Below are 17,186 nucleotides of genomic sequence, written 5' to 3'. Positions count from 1 at the left end.
CGTTAACGACATGCCACCCTGGCCACAGCGCATTGGCTTCATTGCTGCGGTGTTTGGCATGTTCATGGCAATTCTGGATATTCAGATCGTCGCCAGCTCGCTCAACGAAATCCAGGCGGGGCTCTCAGCCAGCGAGGATCAAATCTCCTGGGTGCAGACCGCTTACCTGATCGCCGAGATTGTGATGATCCCGCTGTCGGGCATGCTGATGCGCATTCTCTCCACTCGAGTAGCCTTCACCCTGTCGTGCGTCGGCTTCACCCTGGCGAGCCTGGGCTGCGCGCTGGCCACCTCGATCGAGCAACTGATCGTGCTGCGCGCTATTCAGGGCTTTATGGGCGGAGCGATGATACCCATTACCCAGGCAGTTAGCTTTTCGATCTTTCCCCGCCGGGTGATGGGCAGCGTGCAGGCGGTGATCGGCATGGTTGTCACCATGGCACCCTCGGTGGGTCCCACCGTGGGCGGCTACATCACCGAGACGCTCAGCTGGCACTGGCTGTTCCTGGCCAACGTGATCCCCGGCGTTCTGGTCTGCTGGGCCGCCTGGACATTTCTCGATATCGACAAACCCAACCACGCGGTCGCGCGCCACCTGGACTTGATCGGCCTGGTATTGATCGCGGTGTTTTTGGGCTCGCTAGAGTTTGTGCTTGAAGAAGGGCCCGGCGATGACTGGTTTGCCAGCCAGCGAATCTTGCTGTTCAGCCTGACCTGCCTAGTGGCGGGAGCCTGGTTCTTCATCCGCACCCTGCGCAGCGACCACCCAATCGTCGATCTGCGCGCCTTTACCAACCGCAACTTTGCCATCGGCGCCGGAATGGGCTTTATCATCGGCATCGCGCTCTACGGGCTGGTCTACATCATGCCGCTGTTTTTTGGCTATGTGCGCGGCTATTCGAGCCTGCAAATTGGCCAGGTGATGTTCGTCACCGGGCTGACGATGTTTCTTTGCGCGCCTATTGTCGGTCAGCTGTCCAACCGCCTCGATCTGCGCATTATGCTGTTTATGGGCCTGCTGCTGGTCGGCGTGGGCACCATAATGAACGCCAATCTTACCGTGGAGTCGGGCTTTTGGCAGTTCTGCGTGCCGCAGATCGTGCGCGGCATGGGGCTGATCTTGTGTATCATTCCAGCCTCGCGTATTGCCCTAGGCACCCTGCCGCCGAGCGAGGTAGGCAACGCCAGCGGGCTTTTTAACGTGATGCGCAACCTGGGGGGTGCCATGGGACTGGCGCTGATCGATACGGTGCGCGACATCCGCGAGGACTTTCACTGGAATCAGCTCATCCCTGCTATCGATACTAGCCGCGAGGTCGTGGTAGCGGAGATCGCCAAATACCAAGCGATGCTCGCCGGCTCGGTGCCCGATACCTATCACACCGCCGTCGCCATGCTGGCGCAACGCGTCTCTCAGCAGGCACAAGTGCTGGCCTTTAACGACATCTTTACTTGGATGGGACTGATCTACATTGCCAGCGTACCGCTGGTATTCCTACTGCGGAGGATTTCGGCTTGACGGCTTGCAGCCTGTTAGCGACTAGCCGCTAACAGCTGGGCGTTGAGAATGTAAGCACGTCTTCCAGGCGTGCCTTGCCGAGTGCCAACTGAATCAAGCGATCTATCCCCAGCGCCACACCGGCGCCTTCGGGCATTCCGTGCTCAAGTGCGGCCAGCAGCCGCTCATCCACATCCACTTCCGGTAAGCCCAAACGGCGGCGCTCAGCGTTATCTTCAGCAAAGCGCGTGCGCTGCTCAGCCGCATCGGTCAGCTCATCGTAGCCGTTAGCCAACTCAATACCGTTAAGATAGACCTCAAAGCGGGAAGCCACCCACTCACCATCTGCATCTTGATGGCGCCGAGCCAAGGCTGCTTGGCTAGCCGGATAATCAACTACCACGCTTAGCTCCTGCTGGCCTAACTGCGGCTCGATCACCACGCTCATTAACAGGTCAAGACAGGTCTCGCGGCCTTCATCAGCTAAGGATTGGGCAGACATTTGTGCCCGCTCGGCAGCTATCGCCCTCAGCCTATCCAGAGACGTCGTGAACGGATCAACCTCTACGTAAGTATGAAACAACTCCCGGTAGCGGTAATGCACAGGTGGGCCGGGGAAACTGGGCAACAGTGACATGATGAGCGTCGCAGTCTCATCAATCAGTTGATCCAGCGTAAACTGCGGCCGATACCACTCCAGCATAGTGAACTCAATATTATGGCGAGCGCCGATTTCGCCATCGCGAAAACTGCGCGCAAGCTGAAAGATCGGCCCACTGCCCGCTGCAAGCAAGCGCTTCATATGGAATTCAGGGGAGGTTTGTAGCCATAGACGGCGCTGCCCTTTGTCCGTGCGCGCCAGAGTGTGCAGCGACACCAAATGGATATCCGTGCTTCCCCCCTGCCCCAGCACGGGCGTTTCCACTTCCAGCACGTCACGCTGGGCAAAAAAAGCGCGCACTTTGGCCATTAACTGCGCCCGTTCGCGCAGCGTTTCAAAGGACGCTGAGGGTTGCCAATCAATGGCCATAACGACTCCTTGAAAAAATCACCTTAAATAATAATGGCCACGCACAAAGCGTGGCCATTAAGACATACAAGCACCCTGGAAAGCGATCAAGCGCGTGAGACGTAGTCCCCACTGCGCGTATCGATTTTCAACACTTCGCCCTGGTTAATGAAAAGCGGCACACGCACCACAGCGCCAGAAGACAACGTCGCAGGCTTAGAACCACCCTGTGCCGTATCGCCTTTCAAACCGGGATCTGTTTCCACGACTTCCAACTCGATAAAGTTAGGCGGCGTCACGGAAATGGCTTTATCATCCCAAAGCGTAATGATATAGGGCACCTGCTCTTTCAGCCACTTGATGGTATCGCCTAGCGCTTTTTTCTCTACCGCATACTGCTCAAACGAGCCATCGGTCTTCATGAAGTGCCACATATCACCATCGGTGTAGAGATACTCCATTTCTAAATCCATGACATCGGCACCTTCCAGCGAGTCACCGGATTTGAAAGTCTTCTCACCTACGCGGCCAGTCATCAAATTCCGCAGTTTAACTCGGTTAAACGCCTGCCCCTTACCGGGCTTGACCAGCTCGTTCTCAACGATCGCACAAGGATCGCCGTCGAGCATTACTTTCAGACCGGCCTTGAATTCGTTGGTAGAATAGTTCGCCATAATGTCTCTCAATCATCCATTTCAGTTATTTGTATCAACAGGTGGTGCGCGAAACCATACTTTGCCGCTGTCAGCAGGTTTATATACCAGTAGCTATATGCCAGCAGCGTTGCAAATGGCGTCGTTAAATAAGTGCGCGCATGATAACCCGAAGGAGGGCTTTTTTGCAGGAGAACATCATTATTGCCGCGTCTGAAACGCAAAGCCATCGCGACTCACTGGCGCATTCCACTTGGCAGCAGCAGCTTTCTCATGCCATTCGCGATCCGCAAACACTTTGCGAACGGCTGGGCCTAAGCCACGACTGGTTGGCGGGCGCCAAGGCTGGACATGCACTGTTTGACGTATGTGTGCCTGAAGCGTACCTCAACAGAATAGCCTATGCCGACATAAACGACCCGCTGCTGCGCCAGGTACTGCCGCTTGGCGAGGAAGCACTAACGCCACATGGCTACGTCGTCGATCCGCTTGAAGAAGCCGAACATCGGCCCACCAAAGGGCTGATCCATAAGTATGCTGGCCGAGTGCTGCTTATCGCCAGCCCCAACTGTGCCATCAACTGCCGCTACTGCTTTCGTCGACATTTTCCCTATAGCGATAACTCACCCTCCAGAGCGCAGTGGCAGGAAGCGCTGGATTACCTGCGCGCTGACACCACTATTCACGAGGCGATTCTGTCTGGTGGGGATCCGCTGGCCGCCAGCGATCGTCAGTTGGCATGGCTGGTGGAGCAGCTAGAAAGCATCCCGCACCTAAAACGGCTACGCATTCACACCCGCCTGCCGGTGGTGATTCCCGACCGAGTCGATGACGCCCTGCTTGGTTGGCTCTCAGCTACACGCCTGCAAAAGGTGGTGGTGTTGCATATTAACCACGCCAATGAAATCGACCAGGCGGTGGTAGACGCCTGCGCGCGCCTTAAGCAGGCGGGTGCAACACTACTCAACCAGAGTGTACTGCTGCGCAATGTGAACGATAGCGTCACCACACTTGCCGCGCTTTCTGAACGGCTATTCGAAGCGGGTATTCTGCCCTATTACCTGCATGTACTGGATCCTGTGCAAGGCGCCGCGCATTTTGATGTGCCGGACAGCGAAGCACGCGAGCTGGTTGCTCATCTTCGCGATCATTTACCCGGTTTCTTAATGCCACGCCTAGTGCGAGAAATTCCTGGAAGGGGAAGTAAAACGCCGTTGTGACGCATGTTGAAACAGCGGCACTGAGACGCTTGAATGGCCCAGTGCTGAAGCCTTAAGCCACAAGTTAGTTATACCCTCCGAATAGGCCCAGCATACTGAGCCACCAGCTCATCCGCAGTAAGCAGCAAAAATCCCTCAGCTTCTGCCTGAGCCACCAAAATTCGATCAAAAGGGTCTTTGTGGATGACTGGTAAATGAGCAACGTTAAGTGTATGCAATGAATTAATAGAAAGTTCTAAATAACCGTTATCCAGCAGCCCACGACGCAGCAAGTGCGGGTCAACGTGAAAATCAGGGCGTTGCAGACTGTTCTTAATGACCACTTCCCATATGCTGGCAGCGCTAAAATAGAGCCTGTTATCTTCGTCATTAATCATAGCTCGCGCATCAACAGAAAGCCTCTCCGGCGCTGCCGCCGCCCAGAGCAAAACATGCGTGTCCAGAAGTAGATTCACATCAACCTCCAAACATCTCGGCTATTTCCTCCTGTCCCATACGATCAAAATCATTAGGTATCTTAAACTGGCCTGCCAGAAACCCCAGACGCTTTTGCTGTCCAGAAGTAGGGCTATCAATGGCCATCACGCGTGCCATCGGTTTGCCTGCTTTGGCAATAATAAACCCCTCCCCCTCGGCAGCCCTCGCCACTAGCTGAGACAACCGTGTTTTAGCTTCGTGAATATTGATAGCCTCCATATAAAATCTCCTAAAAATGCGACTTGGTTAGTAAGCTTAGTTTAATAGGTCTAGTTTAGCTGAGACGAACGCTTTTACAATGCCTCCCCTTCATTGAAAAAACAGCGCTGGGTGTTGCTACAGTTAATCAAGACATGTCACCCAGATCGTAAAAATATCGTTTTCTGCTAAAGTTATAGTGCTAACGATTTCTGACGTTGAATTAGCCTCAACGTTGGGCATCTCACTCAGCAGGAGGCCATAGCGTTATGTCACCATCTCTCTCGTCCAGACCGGGCGCTTTCGTCCTCTTAATAGCCTCGCTTGCCGGGCTGGCCATCGCTTTATATGCCTATTTCACACCACTAACCGGCGTCACTGGAACGCTCGGGGCACTGGTCGCCATTGTGGCCTGTCTCGCCCTTGCGGTGATGGCGTTACTTCTCTTTAAAGTCAAAAGGCGTGGTGCTTCCATCGTACTGCGGATACTCATCCTGATCGGGCTTGCCGGTACATTTTTCGCCGGAATGCTGCTGCATCAGTGGTGGATCAGCGCAGCCATGGTAGTCGGTCTGATCGGCTTGATTGTTGATATGGTTCGCGCAACCCATCACGCCCGTCTCACCCACACCTGAGGAGCCGCCCATGCCGACATTATTACCCACCCCGTTTAAATCGATAACCCCAGGCTTAGGCGCAGTCACCGCCCTGGCGATCTGTTTTACGCCCTTGCCGTTACTGGCTCAGGGTCAACCCAGTGAGCAGGAGAATCCCGAGCAAGAAGAAGCGCCCAGTCGCGCTCCCATCCCGCTGGTGCCTGGCGAGCCGACCTGGAACAGCTTCCATGGCCAGCTTAATGCCCAAAAATATAGCCCGCTTGATCAAATCAATACTGATAACGTTGGCGAGCTGGAGAAGGTATGGGAAGTGCATACCGGCGATGTCGCGGATGGCTCAGGTGAGTTGCCAGCCACCGTTTGGTCAGCGACCCCGGTGTTTGCTAACGATACCCTTTATATTGGTACTCCCTTCTACCGCATACTCGCGTTAGACCCCGGTAGTGGCGAAGAGAAATGGAGTTTCGATACTCAATCCTCTCTGGAAGCGCTAACTCAACCCGCCTTGAAAAACCGTGGTGTGGCCTATTGGGAAGCCGACGATCCGGTAGCAGGCGAGCCCTGTCAGAAAATTATCTATATGGGCACCATGGATGCACAGCTTTTCGCGGTTGATGCCGATAGTGGCGAACAGTGCGCCGACTTTGCCGATAACGGTGTGCTCGACGTCAACCAGTGGAACGACACCAACGACCGCTGGCCGCTTTCGCTACTACAACCCCCTACCGTGGTGGGAGACCACTTGGTGCTCGGCTGGGCGGGGATGGACTGGGCATACGAACAGGCGCCACCCGGCACCGTTTACTCAATTAATGCCCGCACTGGAGAACGTCAATGGACGTTCCAGGCACTTTCAGATGAGATGCGCGATCAAAGCGGCACCGCCAATGTCTGGACACATATGTCCGCGGACGAGGAGCGTGGTTTAGTCTATCTGCCGGTTTCCTCACCCTCGCCGAACTACTGGGGCGGCAATCGCACCGAAGAAGTGCCTCTGGGCACATCCACCACTGCCCTGGATATCGAGACCGGCGAAGTGGTTTGGTCGCGGCAGTGGGTACATCACGATATCTGGGATTACGATATCAATGCCGCACCAACGCTGATGGACATCACAGTAGATGGTGAAGAAATACCGGCACTCATCCAGGCAACCAAAATGGGCTTTCTGTTCGTGGTTAATCGCGAAACAGGCGAAGACGTTTGGCCGATTGAGGAGCGCCCGGTACCCAGCGGCGACGGCAGCGTTGAGGGCGAAGTTTACGCGCCGACCCAGCCTTTCCCGACTAAACCGGAACCGCTGTTAGATCAGTCTGAAAAGCCCAACGTCTGGGCGCTGGCCGACGCGGTTAGCTTCGGAGAGTGTTCCGCATTGTGGGACGATCTTCACTATGAAGGCATGTACACCCCACCGACGACCCAAGGCGAAGGCACCCTTGGCTTTCCCATCAGCGCGGGTGGCGTTCAGTGGGGCGGCGTAGCCTTCGACCCCGAAAGCCAGACAGCGATCGTCAATACCTCGCACATTGTGCAGTACATAAAACTCTATAATCGCGAAGATTATGACAAAGCGGATAGCGGCTCCGGCAACGAAAGCGGCTTCGCCCCTCAAGAAGGCGCCCCCTACGGGATGCGCCTTGAGGTAGCGCTTAACCGGCTAGGCATGCCCTGCTGGGAGCCCCCCTTTGGCGAGCTTGTCGCCCTGGATATGACCAGCGGTGATATCAAATGGCGTCGTCCGGTGGGTGCATCGCAACAGTATGGCTTTTTTATGCCTGAGAGCTGGGGCTCGCCCACCATCGGTGGCCCGGCCGTAACCGCAGGCAATATTATCTTTATTGGCGCTTCCATGGATGCCAAGGTGCGTGCCTACTCCCTTGAGACCGGCGAGGAGCTCTGGTCAGACCAGACCGAAGCACCCTCCGTCTCGAACCCCGCGGTCTACGAGTACAATGGCCGCCAATATGTCGCCTTTGTTTCCGGTGGCAATACCATTCTGAAAGACCAGGTGGGTGATCAGATCGCGGTCTACGCGCTGCCAGAGTAACCCTTAGCGTAAAACGGGGCGGCCTCAGAGGCTGCCCCGTTTACGTTAACAACTACTTTCTCTCACTGCTTCAGCCAAGATCACGGGTCTGAGGCTTGGTACGCCTGGCTAACTGATTGTTTGCCGCCCTAAAGCATACCCGCATCAGCGGCACCAGCAGCCACAGTATCGGCGTAAGTAGCCAGCGGTAAATAAAGCGCGCAATAAAGAGTACTGGCAGTAGCACGATGAGCCAGATAAGAAACTGACCCAGCCAAACCGGCCAGCCAAGCCAGGAAGAGAGATTGGCGCCAAGTGCGCTTACTAAGCTTGGGTGGCGAACCACCACATAAGCGGTACCCGCCACAGCGGCAACTTTGGCCATGCGAGGCAACGCCGCAAAACGCCCACCACCACTCATTAACGCGCCTTGGCGCAAACCAGTACGAGCGCCCTGTGCTTCTACGTTGCCCACTCGGGCAGCACGAGCGGCCTTGCCTGCCCGCAGCACCTTCACGGTGCTGGCCATCACCAGTAGATCGACACCGGCCCAGCCTAGATCAGCGGCGCCAATGTCGTCGCCCCGCCGCCACTGGCTTTCCAAATCGCGTAAACCACTGGTGAAGAAATCGCCCAGGCCCGCAACCAGACGCTCACCCTGTAGCCACTCCACGTCGCTTTGTTCACTAACCACAAACTGGTTGAGCAGCGCGTGGCCATTGGCATCCAGCAGCGCAATACCCATCTGCCCGCGGCGGTAAGGGGTGAACGCTGAATCCGCATCTCCCTCCTCATCGCTCCACCAGCGGCTGAATTGCTGATAACGCTCACCGACCCAGTACTGAGCCTTTAGCGTGGCCACATCGTGGTTGCGAAAGTAGCTAATGGGAAGTACGGCGTCAGCCCCATAGCGCACCAGTACTCGCTGAAAATTGGGCAGTAAGCCGTACTCCACTAATACATCGCGGGCCATATCACCGTGGCGCAAAATCGCCAAAGAGGCGCTCATCCACAGCGCCTGATCGTCAGCATAACTGAGAAACAGCGCATTGAGCTCCGGTGTTTCCTGCTGAAGCGACGCCTCTAGCGAGGGCAATGCCCGCTGAGCTTCCAATCGTACCAGTTTGGACTCAAACGACTCATGGGAGGCCAATGTTGATGCTAGCCCGGCGATCACTATCGCGGTTACTACCATTATCTGCCAGGGCCGCATCGCAATCCACCTCACTCAACTGGTAACCGCAGGATTACCCCAACGTCTCTGCCGTCACGTTGGCCGCCGCAGGCTGGGTGGAATGGTGGCGATTGATCGCGCTCAACACCCCCTTCATCGACGCGCTGGTAATGCTTTCATCGTTGCCTACACCGAATACCGCCTTGCCGTCGATACGCACTTCCACATAGGCGATCGCCTCAGCGTCAGCGCCCTGCCCGCGGGAATGCTCGTGGTAGTCGATAATCTCTACATCGTGCCCTGCGGCTGCCAGTGCTTTAACAAAGGCCGCTAACGGACCGTTGCCCTCGCCCTTTAACGTTTGCCGTGTGCCGCTCTCCTCAATCACGGCGTCCAGCGTGACTTTGGGGCTGTCAGGTTCAGACGACAAACGGTGGTTAACTAATGCAAAGGGCACTCGCTGCTCTAAATACTCATCCGAGAACGCCTGATAGATCATCTGCGAGGTGATCTCACGCCCGGTGCGCTCTGTCACTTCCTGAACGACCTGACTAAACTCGATGGAAAGCCGGCGCGGTAGCTCAATACCGTGTTCCTGCTCAAGCAGGTAGGAAACACCGCCTTTACCCGATTGGCTGTTAACCCGAATCACCGCTTCGTAGCTACGGCCCACGTCCAGCGGATCGATAGGCAAATAAGGCACATCCCAAACGGCATCAGGATTGGCGCGACGATCTGCCATGCCTTTTTTGATCGCATCCTGGTGAGAGCCGGAGAAGGCGGTAAACACCAAATCGCCCACGTAGGGGTGGCGCGGATGCACCGGCAGTTGGTTGCAGTACTCCACTTCGCGCATGATGGGCGTGATATTGGAAAAATCGAGCTGGGGGTTAACGCCCTGGGTATACATATTCATCGCCAGAGTGACGATATCAACGTTGCCGGTGCGCTCGCCGTTCCCAAACAGCGTGCCCTCAACGCGATCAGCCCCGGCCATCAACGTCAGCTCTGCCGCCGCTACGCCGGTACCGCGGTCGTTATGGGGGTGAACGCTGACAATCAAGTGGTCGCGGTTTTTGACGTGGCGACAGAACCACTCGATCTGGTCGGCGTAGTTGTTGGGCGTGGCGACTTCTACCGTGGCAGGCAGGTTCACGATCATGGGCTTATCGGCGCGGGTGCCATAAGCGTCCATGACCGCTTCGACGATCTCAACGGCAAAGTCCATCTCGGTGGTAGTGAAGAGTTCCGGCGAGTACTGGAACGTCCAGTTGGTTTCTGGTGCGGCGTCCATCTGCGCGCGAATCTGCTGGGTTGCTTCGACGGCGATTTGCACGCATTCAGCTTTATCGACATTGAACACTACCCGGCGAAACATGGGATCGGTAGCGTTATAGACGTGGACGATAGCGTTTTTGGCGCCTTGTAGCGCTTCAAAGGTGCGTTCAATCAAGTGCGGACGTGCCTGGGTTAGCACTTGAATGGTCACATCGTCAGGAATTTTATCCTGCTCAATCAGCGAACGAACGAAATCGAAGTCGGTTTGGGAGGCTGACGGAAAGCCCACTTCTATCTGTTTAAAACCGACACTTAGCAGCATGTCGAATAAGCGCTGTTTGCGCTCCTGATCCATAGGGTCGATCAGCGACTGGTTACCGTCGCGCAGGTCAACGCTACACCAGACAGGCGCCGTCTCGATACGCTTGCTCGGCCACTGGCGGTCGGGCAGATCAACGGCCACAAAGGGGCGATACTTTTTGGCAGGATCAGTCAACATCATGGCGGCTCTCCTAAAATCAGTCAGTTGTGGGCTTATCACTGTGCTTACCGCCCGCGTCATTCTGGTGTGTTGGGGCTGTCGAGTATGCTTGAGAGAGCGCTGACTCCATACGGTCAAGCTGCGCTTTCAGCCCGCGAACATCATTGCGCAGCGACTGCAGCTCGGCTTCTTCGCCTTCGCCGTTGTCCAGCGCCATTTGCGCGCTCTCTTTCTGCATCACGTCCAGCACAATACCAATCATCATATTGAGAAAGATAAAGGCGTTCAAAAAGATAAAGGTGAGAAAATAGATCCAAGCGTAGGGGTAGACCTCCATGGCCGGATACAGCACAGCGGTGGCCCAGCTCTCAAAGGTCGCCACCTGAAATAGCGTTAGCATGGCCAGGGAAATATTGCCCCACAGCCCCTCGTCTACATTGTGAAACAGAAAGCTCCCAATGGCAGCGTATATATAGAAGATGATAAACATCAGCAGTACCACATAGCCCATCCGTGGCACCGACTTCACCAGGGCGCTAAGTAGCATCTGAAGTTCAGGAATCATCGACACCAGGCGCAGTACCCGGAAAATGCGCAGCAGCCTGGCCAGTAGCACCATTTCCGAGTCATCCATGGGGATGAGACTGGCAGTCACAATCAGGAAGTCAAAAACGTTCCAGCCTTTTTTGAAGAAGTCGAGCAGGCTGCGCTCCGCGGCCATTCTGATTAAAATCTCAATCAGGAAAAATATCGTTACCGCGATATCGAGATAGAGCAGCCACTGCTCAACCTGAGTGGTTTCGTCGTAGGTTTTTGCCCCTATCACCAGGGCGGAAATGACGATAATGGCGATCACCATCGCTTCAAAAAACTTGTTTGACCGTAGCTTTTCAAAACGGGCCTGCCAGTTAGTAAAGGACTCACTCATGTAACAAAAAATCTCTCAACGGTTAATTCGCACACTTTATACTAAAATTACACACCTGCTACACAAGTGATATCCTGTTGTTTCACTTGATGTATCCTACGCCACCAGAACGCCTCTTTAGACGCCCTGTTGGTACTCTTTTGACTTTTTTTACTTTAGCCGCTGGATGATCCCCATGACACTGCTTTGGATAGCCTTATTGCCTCTGCTAGGCGTACTGGTGCCGGCACTCACCGCACGGCGCGGGCGCGGTTTCTGTTCCCTTGCAACGGCGGTGCTGCCCGCTACCGCCCTAGTAATGACGCTACTCAACGTGCCAGCTCTTTTAGATGGCGAGCAGCTACGTTTTTCGGTCACCTGGATGCCGGAACTGGCACTGAACTTGGCGTTCCGCCTGGATGGGCTATCGCTGCTGTTCAACCTATTGATACTCGGCATCGGTCTGCTGATTATTCTTTATGCTCACTACTATTTAGCCAAAGACGAACCCTATGGCCGATTCTACGCCTTCCTGATGCTTTTTATGGCGTCAATGGTGGGTATTTCAATGTCGGACAACCTGATTCTGCTATGGCTCTTCTGGGAGTTAACCAGCCTCTCTTCGTTTTTGCTGATCGGTTACTGGTCGCACCAGTCGGATGCCCGTAAAGGCGCACGCATGGCGCTAACAGTCACCGGCGCGGGCGGCCTTGCGCTATTGGCGGGCTTACTGCTGTTGGGCGATATGGCGGGCAGCTTCAATATGGGCGATGTACTGGCTAGCGGCGAAGTGATTCTGGCGGATTCCCGCTACCCGCTTATGCTGGGTTTGGTACTGCTGGGGGCGTTTACCAAATCAGCACAGTTCCCGTTCCACTTTTGGTTGCCCCACGCCATGGCGGCACCCACGCCAGTATCAGCCTATCTGCACTCGGCCACCATGGTTAAAGCGGGCATTTTTCTGATGGCACGACTGCACCCAGCCATCGCGGGTAGCGAGCTGTGGAGCGTGGTGGTCTCCCTAGTGGGCATCGTGACGATGCTATATGGCGCTTGGTTTGCACTGATGAAGACCGACCTAAAGGGTATTCTGGCGTTCTCCACCGTTAGCCATTTAGGCTTGATTACCGTGCTGTTGGGTATCGGCAGCCCCATGGCGATTTTAGCTGCCCTGTTTCACATTCTGAATCACGCCACCTTTAAAGCCGCACTGTTTATGAGTGCCGGTATTATCGATCACGAGACCGGCACCCGGGAGCTGAAACAGTTGGGCGGGCTGAAAAAAGCCATGCCAGTGACGGCACTCTTGACCACGCTAGCGGCTGCCTCAATGGCGGGCGTACCGCTATTTAATGGTTTCTTATCCAAAGAGATGTTCTTCACCGAAGCGCTAGCGACGCCCGTGTTAGGCGGCCTTAGTTGGCTATTGCCCGCGCTGGCAACACTGGGCGGTATCCTCTCTGTGGCTTACTCGCTGCGTTTGGTGCACGCCGTTTTCTTCAAACCGGCCCGTGAAGCACCACCGAAATCGCCCCACGAGCCGCCGCACCTTATGCGTTTGCCGGTAGAAATATTGGTAGCCCTGTGCGTGGTAGTGGGCCTGTTCCCGGCTTTTATGGCAACGGGATTATTAGAGCTCGCCAGCCAAGCGGTGATTGGTAGCCCACTGGATTTCCACCTGGCTATTTGGCACGGCGTGAATCTACCGCTCATCATGAGTTTGCTCGCCTTCGTGGTGGGTATTGCACTCTATTGGCGCTATGGCGAGGTGCGTCGATTTACCCAGCAGTTTGCCGGGGTCGATGCCCGTCGGGTGTTTGAGCGCATGCTTGTCTCCATGGGCTATCGCGCCGAGCAGCTTATTGCCAAGCTTGAAGGCAATTCGCTACAGCGTTATGTGGGCTGGCTCTGGCTAGGCGCATTAGTCATGGGTGGGATCGGCCTGGTTCAGATCACTGACTTAACGGGTGCTGCTGGCAATCAAGAGCTGGATGGTATCCTCATACTCGGGGCGGGGATGCTGATGTTTGGCGGCGTGGCCACCGCTGCCACTCACCGCTACCGGCTGATCTCTCTGCTGATGCTATCAGTCGTCGGGCTCTTTGTGGCGCTCACCTTTGCTCGTTTCTCAGCACCCGATTTAGCGCTGACACAGCTTTCGGTGGAAGTGGTGACCATGATCCTGTTGATGCTGGCGCTATTTTTCTTGCCCCAAAAGACCCCGCGCGAATCCAGCCCACTGCGCAACGTTCGCGATATGTTGCTGGCAGGCACGCTAGGCTTGGTGATTGCCAGCCTTAACTACGCGGTCATGACCCGCGAGACGCTGTCGATTTCCAGTTTCTTTGTGGAAAACAGCAAGCCCGGTGGTGGCGGCTACAATGTGGTCAACGTGATTCTGGTCGACTTCCGGGGATTCGACACCTTGGGTGAAATCACCGTACTCGCCATCGCTGGCCTGGCGATCTTTAAGCTGCTGAACCGCTTACGCCTGTTTATGCCGCACAGTGACGGCGAAGGCCGGGTATGGTCACCTGACCGCTACCCAGCGGTACTCACGTCAATTTCAATGACGCTGCTGCCACTAGCGCTGTTGGTATCTGCATTTATCTTCCTGCGCGGCCATAACCAGCCAGGGGGTGGCTTTATCGCGGGGTTGATTACTGCGGTAGCCTTGATCCTGCTGTACATGGCCCGGGGTGTGGCGTGGGCGCAAGAACGTTTGGACTTCCCTTTCCAACCGGTAGCCGTCATTGGCGTAGCGATAGCCACTCTAACCGGGCTGGGTAGCTGGCTATTTGGTCATCCATTCTTAACATCCGCATTTGGCTATTTCAGCCTACCGCTCATCGGCACCTTTGAACTGGCCACCGCGCTGCTCTTTGATCTGGGTGTCTACTTAGCGGTGGTGGGCGCTACGCTGATGATTCTTGCCAACCTTGGTAAGGTCACCACCGCTCACCGCCCGGTGACCGAAGCAAGCGAACAGGATGCTGACGCCAGCGCCGCCGCCACCTCTGCCAAGGAGCCTCGTTAATGGAACTGCTTTATGCGATGACCACCGGTGTATTGACCGCTTCTGGCCTCTATCTAACGTTACGCGGCCGTACTTTCCCGGTCGTGGTGGGCCTTACGCTGCTCTCTTACGCCGTGAATTTGTTCCTGTTTTCGATGGGGGGATTAACCACTGATGGAGCTGCCATTGTCTCCGAGGGTGCAGGTTTCGCCGACCCGCTGCCCCAGGCGCTAGTGCTCACGGCCATAGTGATCGGCTTTGCGATGACGGCGTTTGTGGTGATCCTGGCCATGCGGGCGCGGAGTGAAGTGGGGAACGACCACGTCGACGGTAAAAAGGAAGACCGAGAATGATGCAGCATCTAATTGTTTTCCCTGTCGTTCTGCCGCTAGTCGCGGGCATATTGCTGCTCTATCAGCGCCAAGGATTAGTGCGTTACAAGCGCAAGGTGAGTGTTGTGGCCACGGTGCTACTGCTGCTGGTTGCGATAGGCCTATTACGCCAAGCCGCCAGTGGGGAGATCACCTACTACGCGCTGGGTGACTGGCAAGCCCCGTTCGGCATCGTGTTAGTGCTGGATCGCCTCTCGGCGTTAATGCTGCTGCTGACTGCCGTATTGGCCGTTGGCGCAGTGGTGTTTGCCTGCGCTGGTGACGATGAAAAAGGCAGCAACTTCCACGGCCTTTTTCAGTGGCAACTGCTGGGCATTAACGGTGCTTTTTTAACCGGTGATTTGTTTAACCTGTTTGTCTTTTTTGAAGTTCTGCTGCTGGCGTCCTACGCCCTGCTGCTTCACGGCGGCGGTAAAGCGCGCATTCAAGCCAGCGTCCACTACGTGGTGCTCAACCTGGCGGGGTCTTCGCTGTTTCTGATTGCAGTGGGGATTCTGTATGGCGCAACAGGCACGCTCAATATGGCCGATATGGCGATCCGGGTAGCCGAACTACCCGAAGAGCGTGACGGCTTAGTGAGCGCTGGGGCACTGATGCTGCTGGTCGTGTTTGGGTTAAAAGCCGCCATTCTGCCGCTCTACTTCTGGCTGCCCAAAGCTTACGCCTCGGCCCCCGCGCCAGTGGCGGCGCTGTTTGCCATCATGACCAAAGTGGGTATTTACGCCATTCTGCGCGTCTACTCGCTCATTTTTGGCGATAGCGCTGGCGGTTTGGAGGCGCTGGAACAGCCCTGGGTGTGGTGGCTATCGCTCGCTACCCTGGCTGCCGCAGGCGTTGGGGTAATGGCCGCAAGGGACTTACGACTGCTGGTTGCTTATTTAGTGCTGGTGTCAGTGGGCACGCTGCTGGCGGGTATCGGCATGCGCTCGCCACAGGCGGTCTCTGCACTACTCTACTATTTGATCCACACTACGTTGATCACCGGGGGTCTGTTCCTGCTAGCGGAAATGATTGGCCTCCAGCGTGGCAAAGCGGGTACTCGCATAGTCAAGGGCCGCCCTATGGTGCAGGGCGCAGCACTCGCCATGTTGTTTTTTGTCGGCGCTATCGCCGTCGCAGGCATCCCGCCGTTCTCCGGCGCTTTCGGCAAAGCATTGATGCTCAATGCTGCCGAAGGCACCCAGCGACTATGGCTATGGCCGCTGCTGCTGCTAACCAGTTTAGCCTCGCTGATAGCCCTCTCCCGGGCTGGCTCTACGCTGTTTTGGCGTAGCCACCGGGGCACGATCAGCGGTACGCCGCTTTCCCATTGCCAGTGGTTTGGGGTTATTTGGCTGCTGAGTGCAGCCCCTCTATTAGTCGCCATGGCCGGGCCAGTGAGCAGCTACACTCAAGCCACGGCTGAGCAATTAGCCAACCCCCAGGTGCTGATTCGCACGCTACTACCTGATGCTGGAGATGCCCAATGATTGCTCCGCGCTCCTGGCTACCCACGCCTGTTTTATCGATACTACTGCTAGTCGTTTGGCTGCTGCTGGTACGCAGCTACGCCTTTGGTCAATTCGTACTCGGTGGCTCGTTAGCCATTTTGATCCCACTGCTGACCCACCGCTTTTGGGATGCGCGACCGCTTATCGCCAAACCTTTCACGCTTTTGCGGTTTATTTTCCGGGTGCTGGGCGACATTATCATCGCCAACTTTGAAGTGGCTTACTTGATCGCCAACCCGTGGCGCAAGCTTAAGCCTCACTTTATTGAATACCCACTCATGCTCGAAGAGCGCTTCACCATTACGCTGCTGGCCAGCACGATCAGCCTGACACCGGGCACCGTATCAGCCAATCTACGCATGGATGGCAAGTCGCTGCTGATTCACGCCTTAAACGTGGACGATGAGGAGGCGCTGATTAACCAGATTCGTGAGCGCTATGAACGCCCGCTCAAGGAGATTTACGAATGCTGAGCATTGCGCTTTATATCACCTTAGCCCTGGTGGTGATGGCACTGTTGATGAATCTCTACCGGCTTACCATCGGCCCCAGCCTGCCCGACCGGGTACTCGCCCTGGACACTATGTACGTCAACTCGATTGCACTGATCGTGCTGCTGGGACTATGGCTGAACAGCAAAACCTATTTCGAGTCGGCGCTGCTGATCGCGATGTTAGGTTTCATCAGTACCGTTGCGGTGTGCAAATATATTCTGCGCGGAGATATTATCGAATGAGTACCGTGATCGTC

The 17,186-nt window shown here is 55.7% G+C and carries 16 protein-coding genes; 9 read left to right on the top strand and 7 right to left on the bottom strand.

What is annotated here, in order from left to right:
- Nucleotides 1-10: 10 nt before the first annotated feature.
- Nucleotides 11-1,519: a DHA2 family efflux MFS transporter permease subunit gene (locus RO22_RS08060; RefSeq protein WP_231500663.1), complete on the top strand. Its 1,509-nt coding sequence runs from the start codon at nt 11-13 to the stop codon at nt 1,517-1,519.
- Nucleotides 1,520-1,547: 28 nt separating this feature from the next.
- On the opposite strand, the gene epmA is transcribed toward RO22_RS08060, so the two are convergent.
- Together epmA and efp are read right to left on the bottom strand one after the other, a co-directional pair.
- A complete protein-coding gene (epmA, locus tag RO22_RS08055) occupies nt 1,548-2,528 on the bottom strand; it encodes an EF-P lysine aminoacylase EpmA (protein WP_041158025.1) in 981 nt (326 codons plus the stop codon).
- A gap of 86 nt (nt 2,529-2,614) precedes the next feature.
- Nucleotides 2,615-3,181: an elongation factor P gene (gene efp, locus RO22_RS08050; protein WP_022523987.1), complete on the bottom strand. Its 567-nt coding sequence runs from the start codon at nt 3,179-3,181 to the stop codon at nt 2,615-2,617.
- Nucleotides 3,182-3,345: 164 nt separating this feature from the next.
- Here efp and epmB point away from each other — a divergent pair, with 164 nt between their 5' ends.
- The gene (epmB, locus tag RO22_RS08045; protein WP_041158024.1) at nt 3,346-4,380 is read left to right on the top strand and encodes an EF-P beta-lysylation protein EpmB; all 1,035 of its coding nucleotides are present in this window, start codon (nt 3,346-3,348) and stop codon (nt 4,378-4,380) included.
- Between the two features lie 68 nt (nt 4,381-4,448).
- On the opposite strand, the gene RO22_RS08040 is transcribed toward epmB, so the two are convergent.
- Nucleotides 4,449-4,835 (bottom strand): type II toxin-antitoxin system VapC family toxin, encoded by a 387-nt coding sequence (locus RO22_RS08040; RefSeq protein ID WP_041158023.1) that lies wholly within the window; start codon nt 4,833-4,835, stop codon nt 4,449-4,451.
- A 1-nt stretch (nt 4,836) separates the two neighbouring features.
- Nucleotides 4,837-5,076 (bottom strand): type II toxin-antitoxin system Phd/YefM family antitoxin, encoded by a 240-nt coding sequence (locus RO22_RS08035; RefSeq protein WP_041158022.1) that lies wholly within the window; start codon nt 5,074-5,076, stop codon nt 4,837-4,839.
- 248 nt (nt 5,077-5,324) lie between these two features.
- Between RO22_RS08035 and RO22_RS08030 the strand changes: the two genes are divergently transcribed.
- Both RO22_RS08030 and RO22_RS08025 read left to right on the top strand, forming a co-directional pair.
- Nucleotides 5,325-5,690 (top strand): hypothetical protein, encoded by a 366-nt coding sequence (locus tag RO22_RS08030; protein ID WP_027959048.1) that lies wholly within the window; start codon nt 5,325-5,327, stop codon nt 5,688-5,690.
- Nucleotides 5,691-5,700: 10 nt separating this feature from the next.
- A complete protein-coding gene (locus tag RO22_RS08025) occupies nt 5,701-7,719 on the top strand; it encodes a pyrroloquinoline quinone-dependent dehydrogenase (protein WP_052475561.1) in 2,019 nt (672 codons plus the stop codon).
- A 70-nt stretch (nt 7,720-7,789) separates the two neighbouring features.
- On the opposite strand, the gene RO22_RS08020 is transcribed toward RO22_RS08025, so the two are convergent.
- The 3 genes from RO22_RS08020 to RO22_RS08010 are packed head-to-tail and all read right to left on the bottom strand — an operon-like array spanning nt 7,790 to nt 11,559.
- A complete protein-coding gene (locus tag RO22_RS08020; RefSeq protein WP_041158021.1) occupies nt 7,790-8,911 on the bottom strand; it encodes a hypothetical protein in 1,122 nt (373 codons plus the stop codon).
- Nucleotides 8,912-8,945: 34 nt separating this feature from the next.
- Nucleotides 8,946-10,652, bottom strand: coding sequence for a 2-isopropylmalate synthase (leuA, locus tag RO22_RS08015; RefSeq protein ID WP_041158020.1), 1,707 nt, complete (start codon nt 10,650-10,652; stop codon nt 8,946-8,948).
- Nucleotides 10,653-10,668: 16 nt separating this feature from the next.
- The gene (locus tag RO22_RS08010) at nt 10,669-11,559 is read right to left on the bottom strand and encodes an ion transporter (RefSeq protein ID WP_035539138.1); all 891 of its coding nucleotides are present in this window, start codon (nt 11,557-11,559) and stop codon (nt 10,669-10,671) included.
- A gap of 175 nt (nt 11,560-11,734) precedes the next feature.
- Here RO22_RS08010 and RO22_RS08005 point away from each other — a divergent pair, with 175 nt between their 5' ends.
- The 5 genes from RO22_RS08005 to RO22_RS07985 are packed head-to-tail and all read left to right on the top strand — an operon-like array spanning nt 11,735 to nt 17,172.
- Complete coding sequence (locus RO22_RS08005; protein ID WP_041158019.1) at nt 11,735-14,575, top strand: monovalent cation/H+ antiporter subunit A; 2,841 nt, start codon at nt 11,735-11,737, stop codon at nt 14,573-14,575.
- Nucleotides 14,575-14,907 carry a Na+/H+ antiporter subunit C gene (locus RO22_RS08000; RefSeq protein WP_022523997.1) on the top strand — a complete coding sequence of 111 codons (333 nt, stop codon included), beginning with the start codon at nt 14,575-14,577 and terminating at the stop codon, nt 14,905-14,907. The genes RO22_RS08005 and RO22_RS08000 overlap by 1 nt, the downstream gene beginning before the upstream one ends.
- Nucleotides 14,904-16,415, top strand: coding sequence for a monovalent cation/H+ antiporter subunit D (locus RO22_RS07995; protein ID WP_041158018.1), 1,512 nt, complete (start codon nt 14,904-14,906; stop codon nt 16,413-16,415). Before RO22_RS08000 ends, RO22_RS07995 begins: the two co-directional genes overlap by 4 nt.
- Nucleotides 16,412-16,909, top strand: a complete 498-nt coding sequence (locus RO22_RS07990) for a Na+/H+ antiporter subunit E (protein ID WP_041158017.1) — start codon at nt 16,412-16,414, stop codon at nt 16,907-16,909. The genes RO22_RS07995 and RO22_RS07990 overlap by 4 nt, the downstream gene beginning before the upstream one ends.
- The gene (locus tag RO22_RS07985; protein ID WP_008958594.1) at nt 16,903-17,172 is read left to right on the top strand and encodes a K+/H+ antiporter subunit F; all 270 of its coding nucleotides are present in this window, start codon (nt 16,903-16,905) and stop codon (nt 17,170-17,172) included. Before RO22_RS07990 ends, RO22_RS07985 begins: the two co-directional genes overlap by 7 nt.
- Nucleotides 17,173-17,186 lie beyond the last annotated feature (14 nt).

Source organism: Halomonas sp. KHS3 (assembly GCF_000830495.1).
Taxonomy (GTDB): Bacteria; Pseudomonadota; Gammaproteobacteria; order Pseudomonadales; family Halomonadaceae; genus Vreelandella; species Vreelandella titanicae.
Note: the sequence above shows the minus strand (reverse complement) of the source record. Positions and strands in the feature narration are given on the sequence as shown.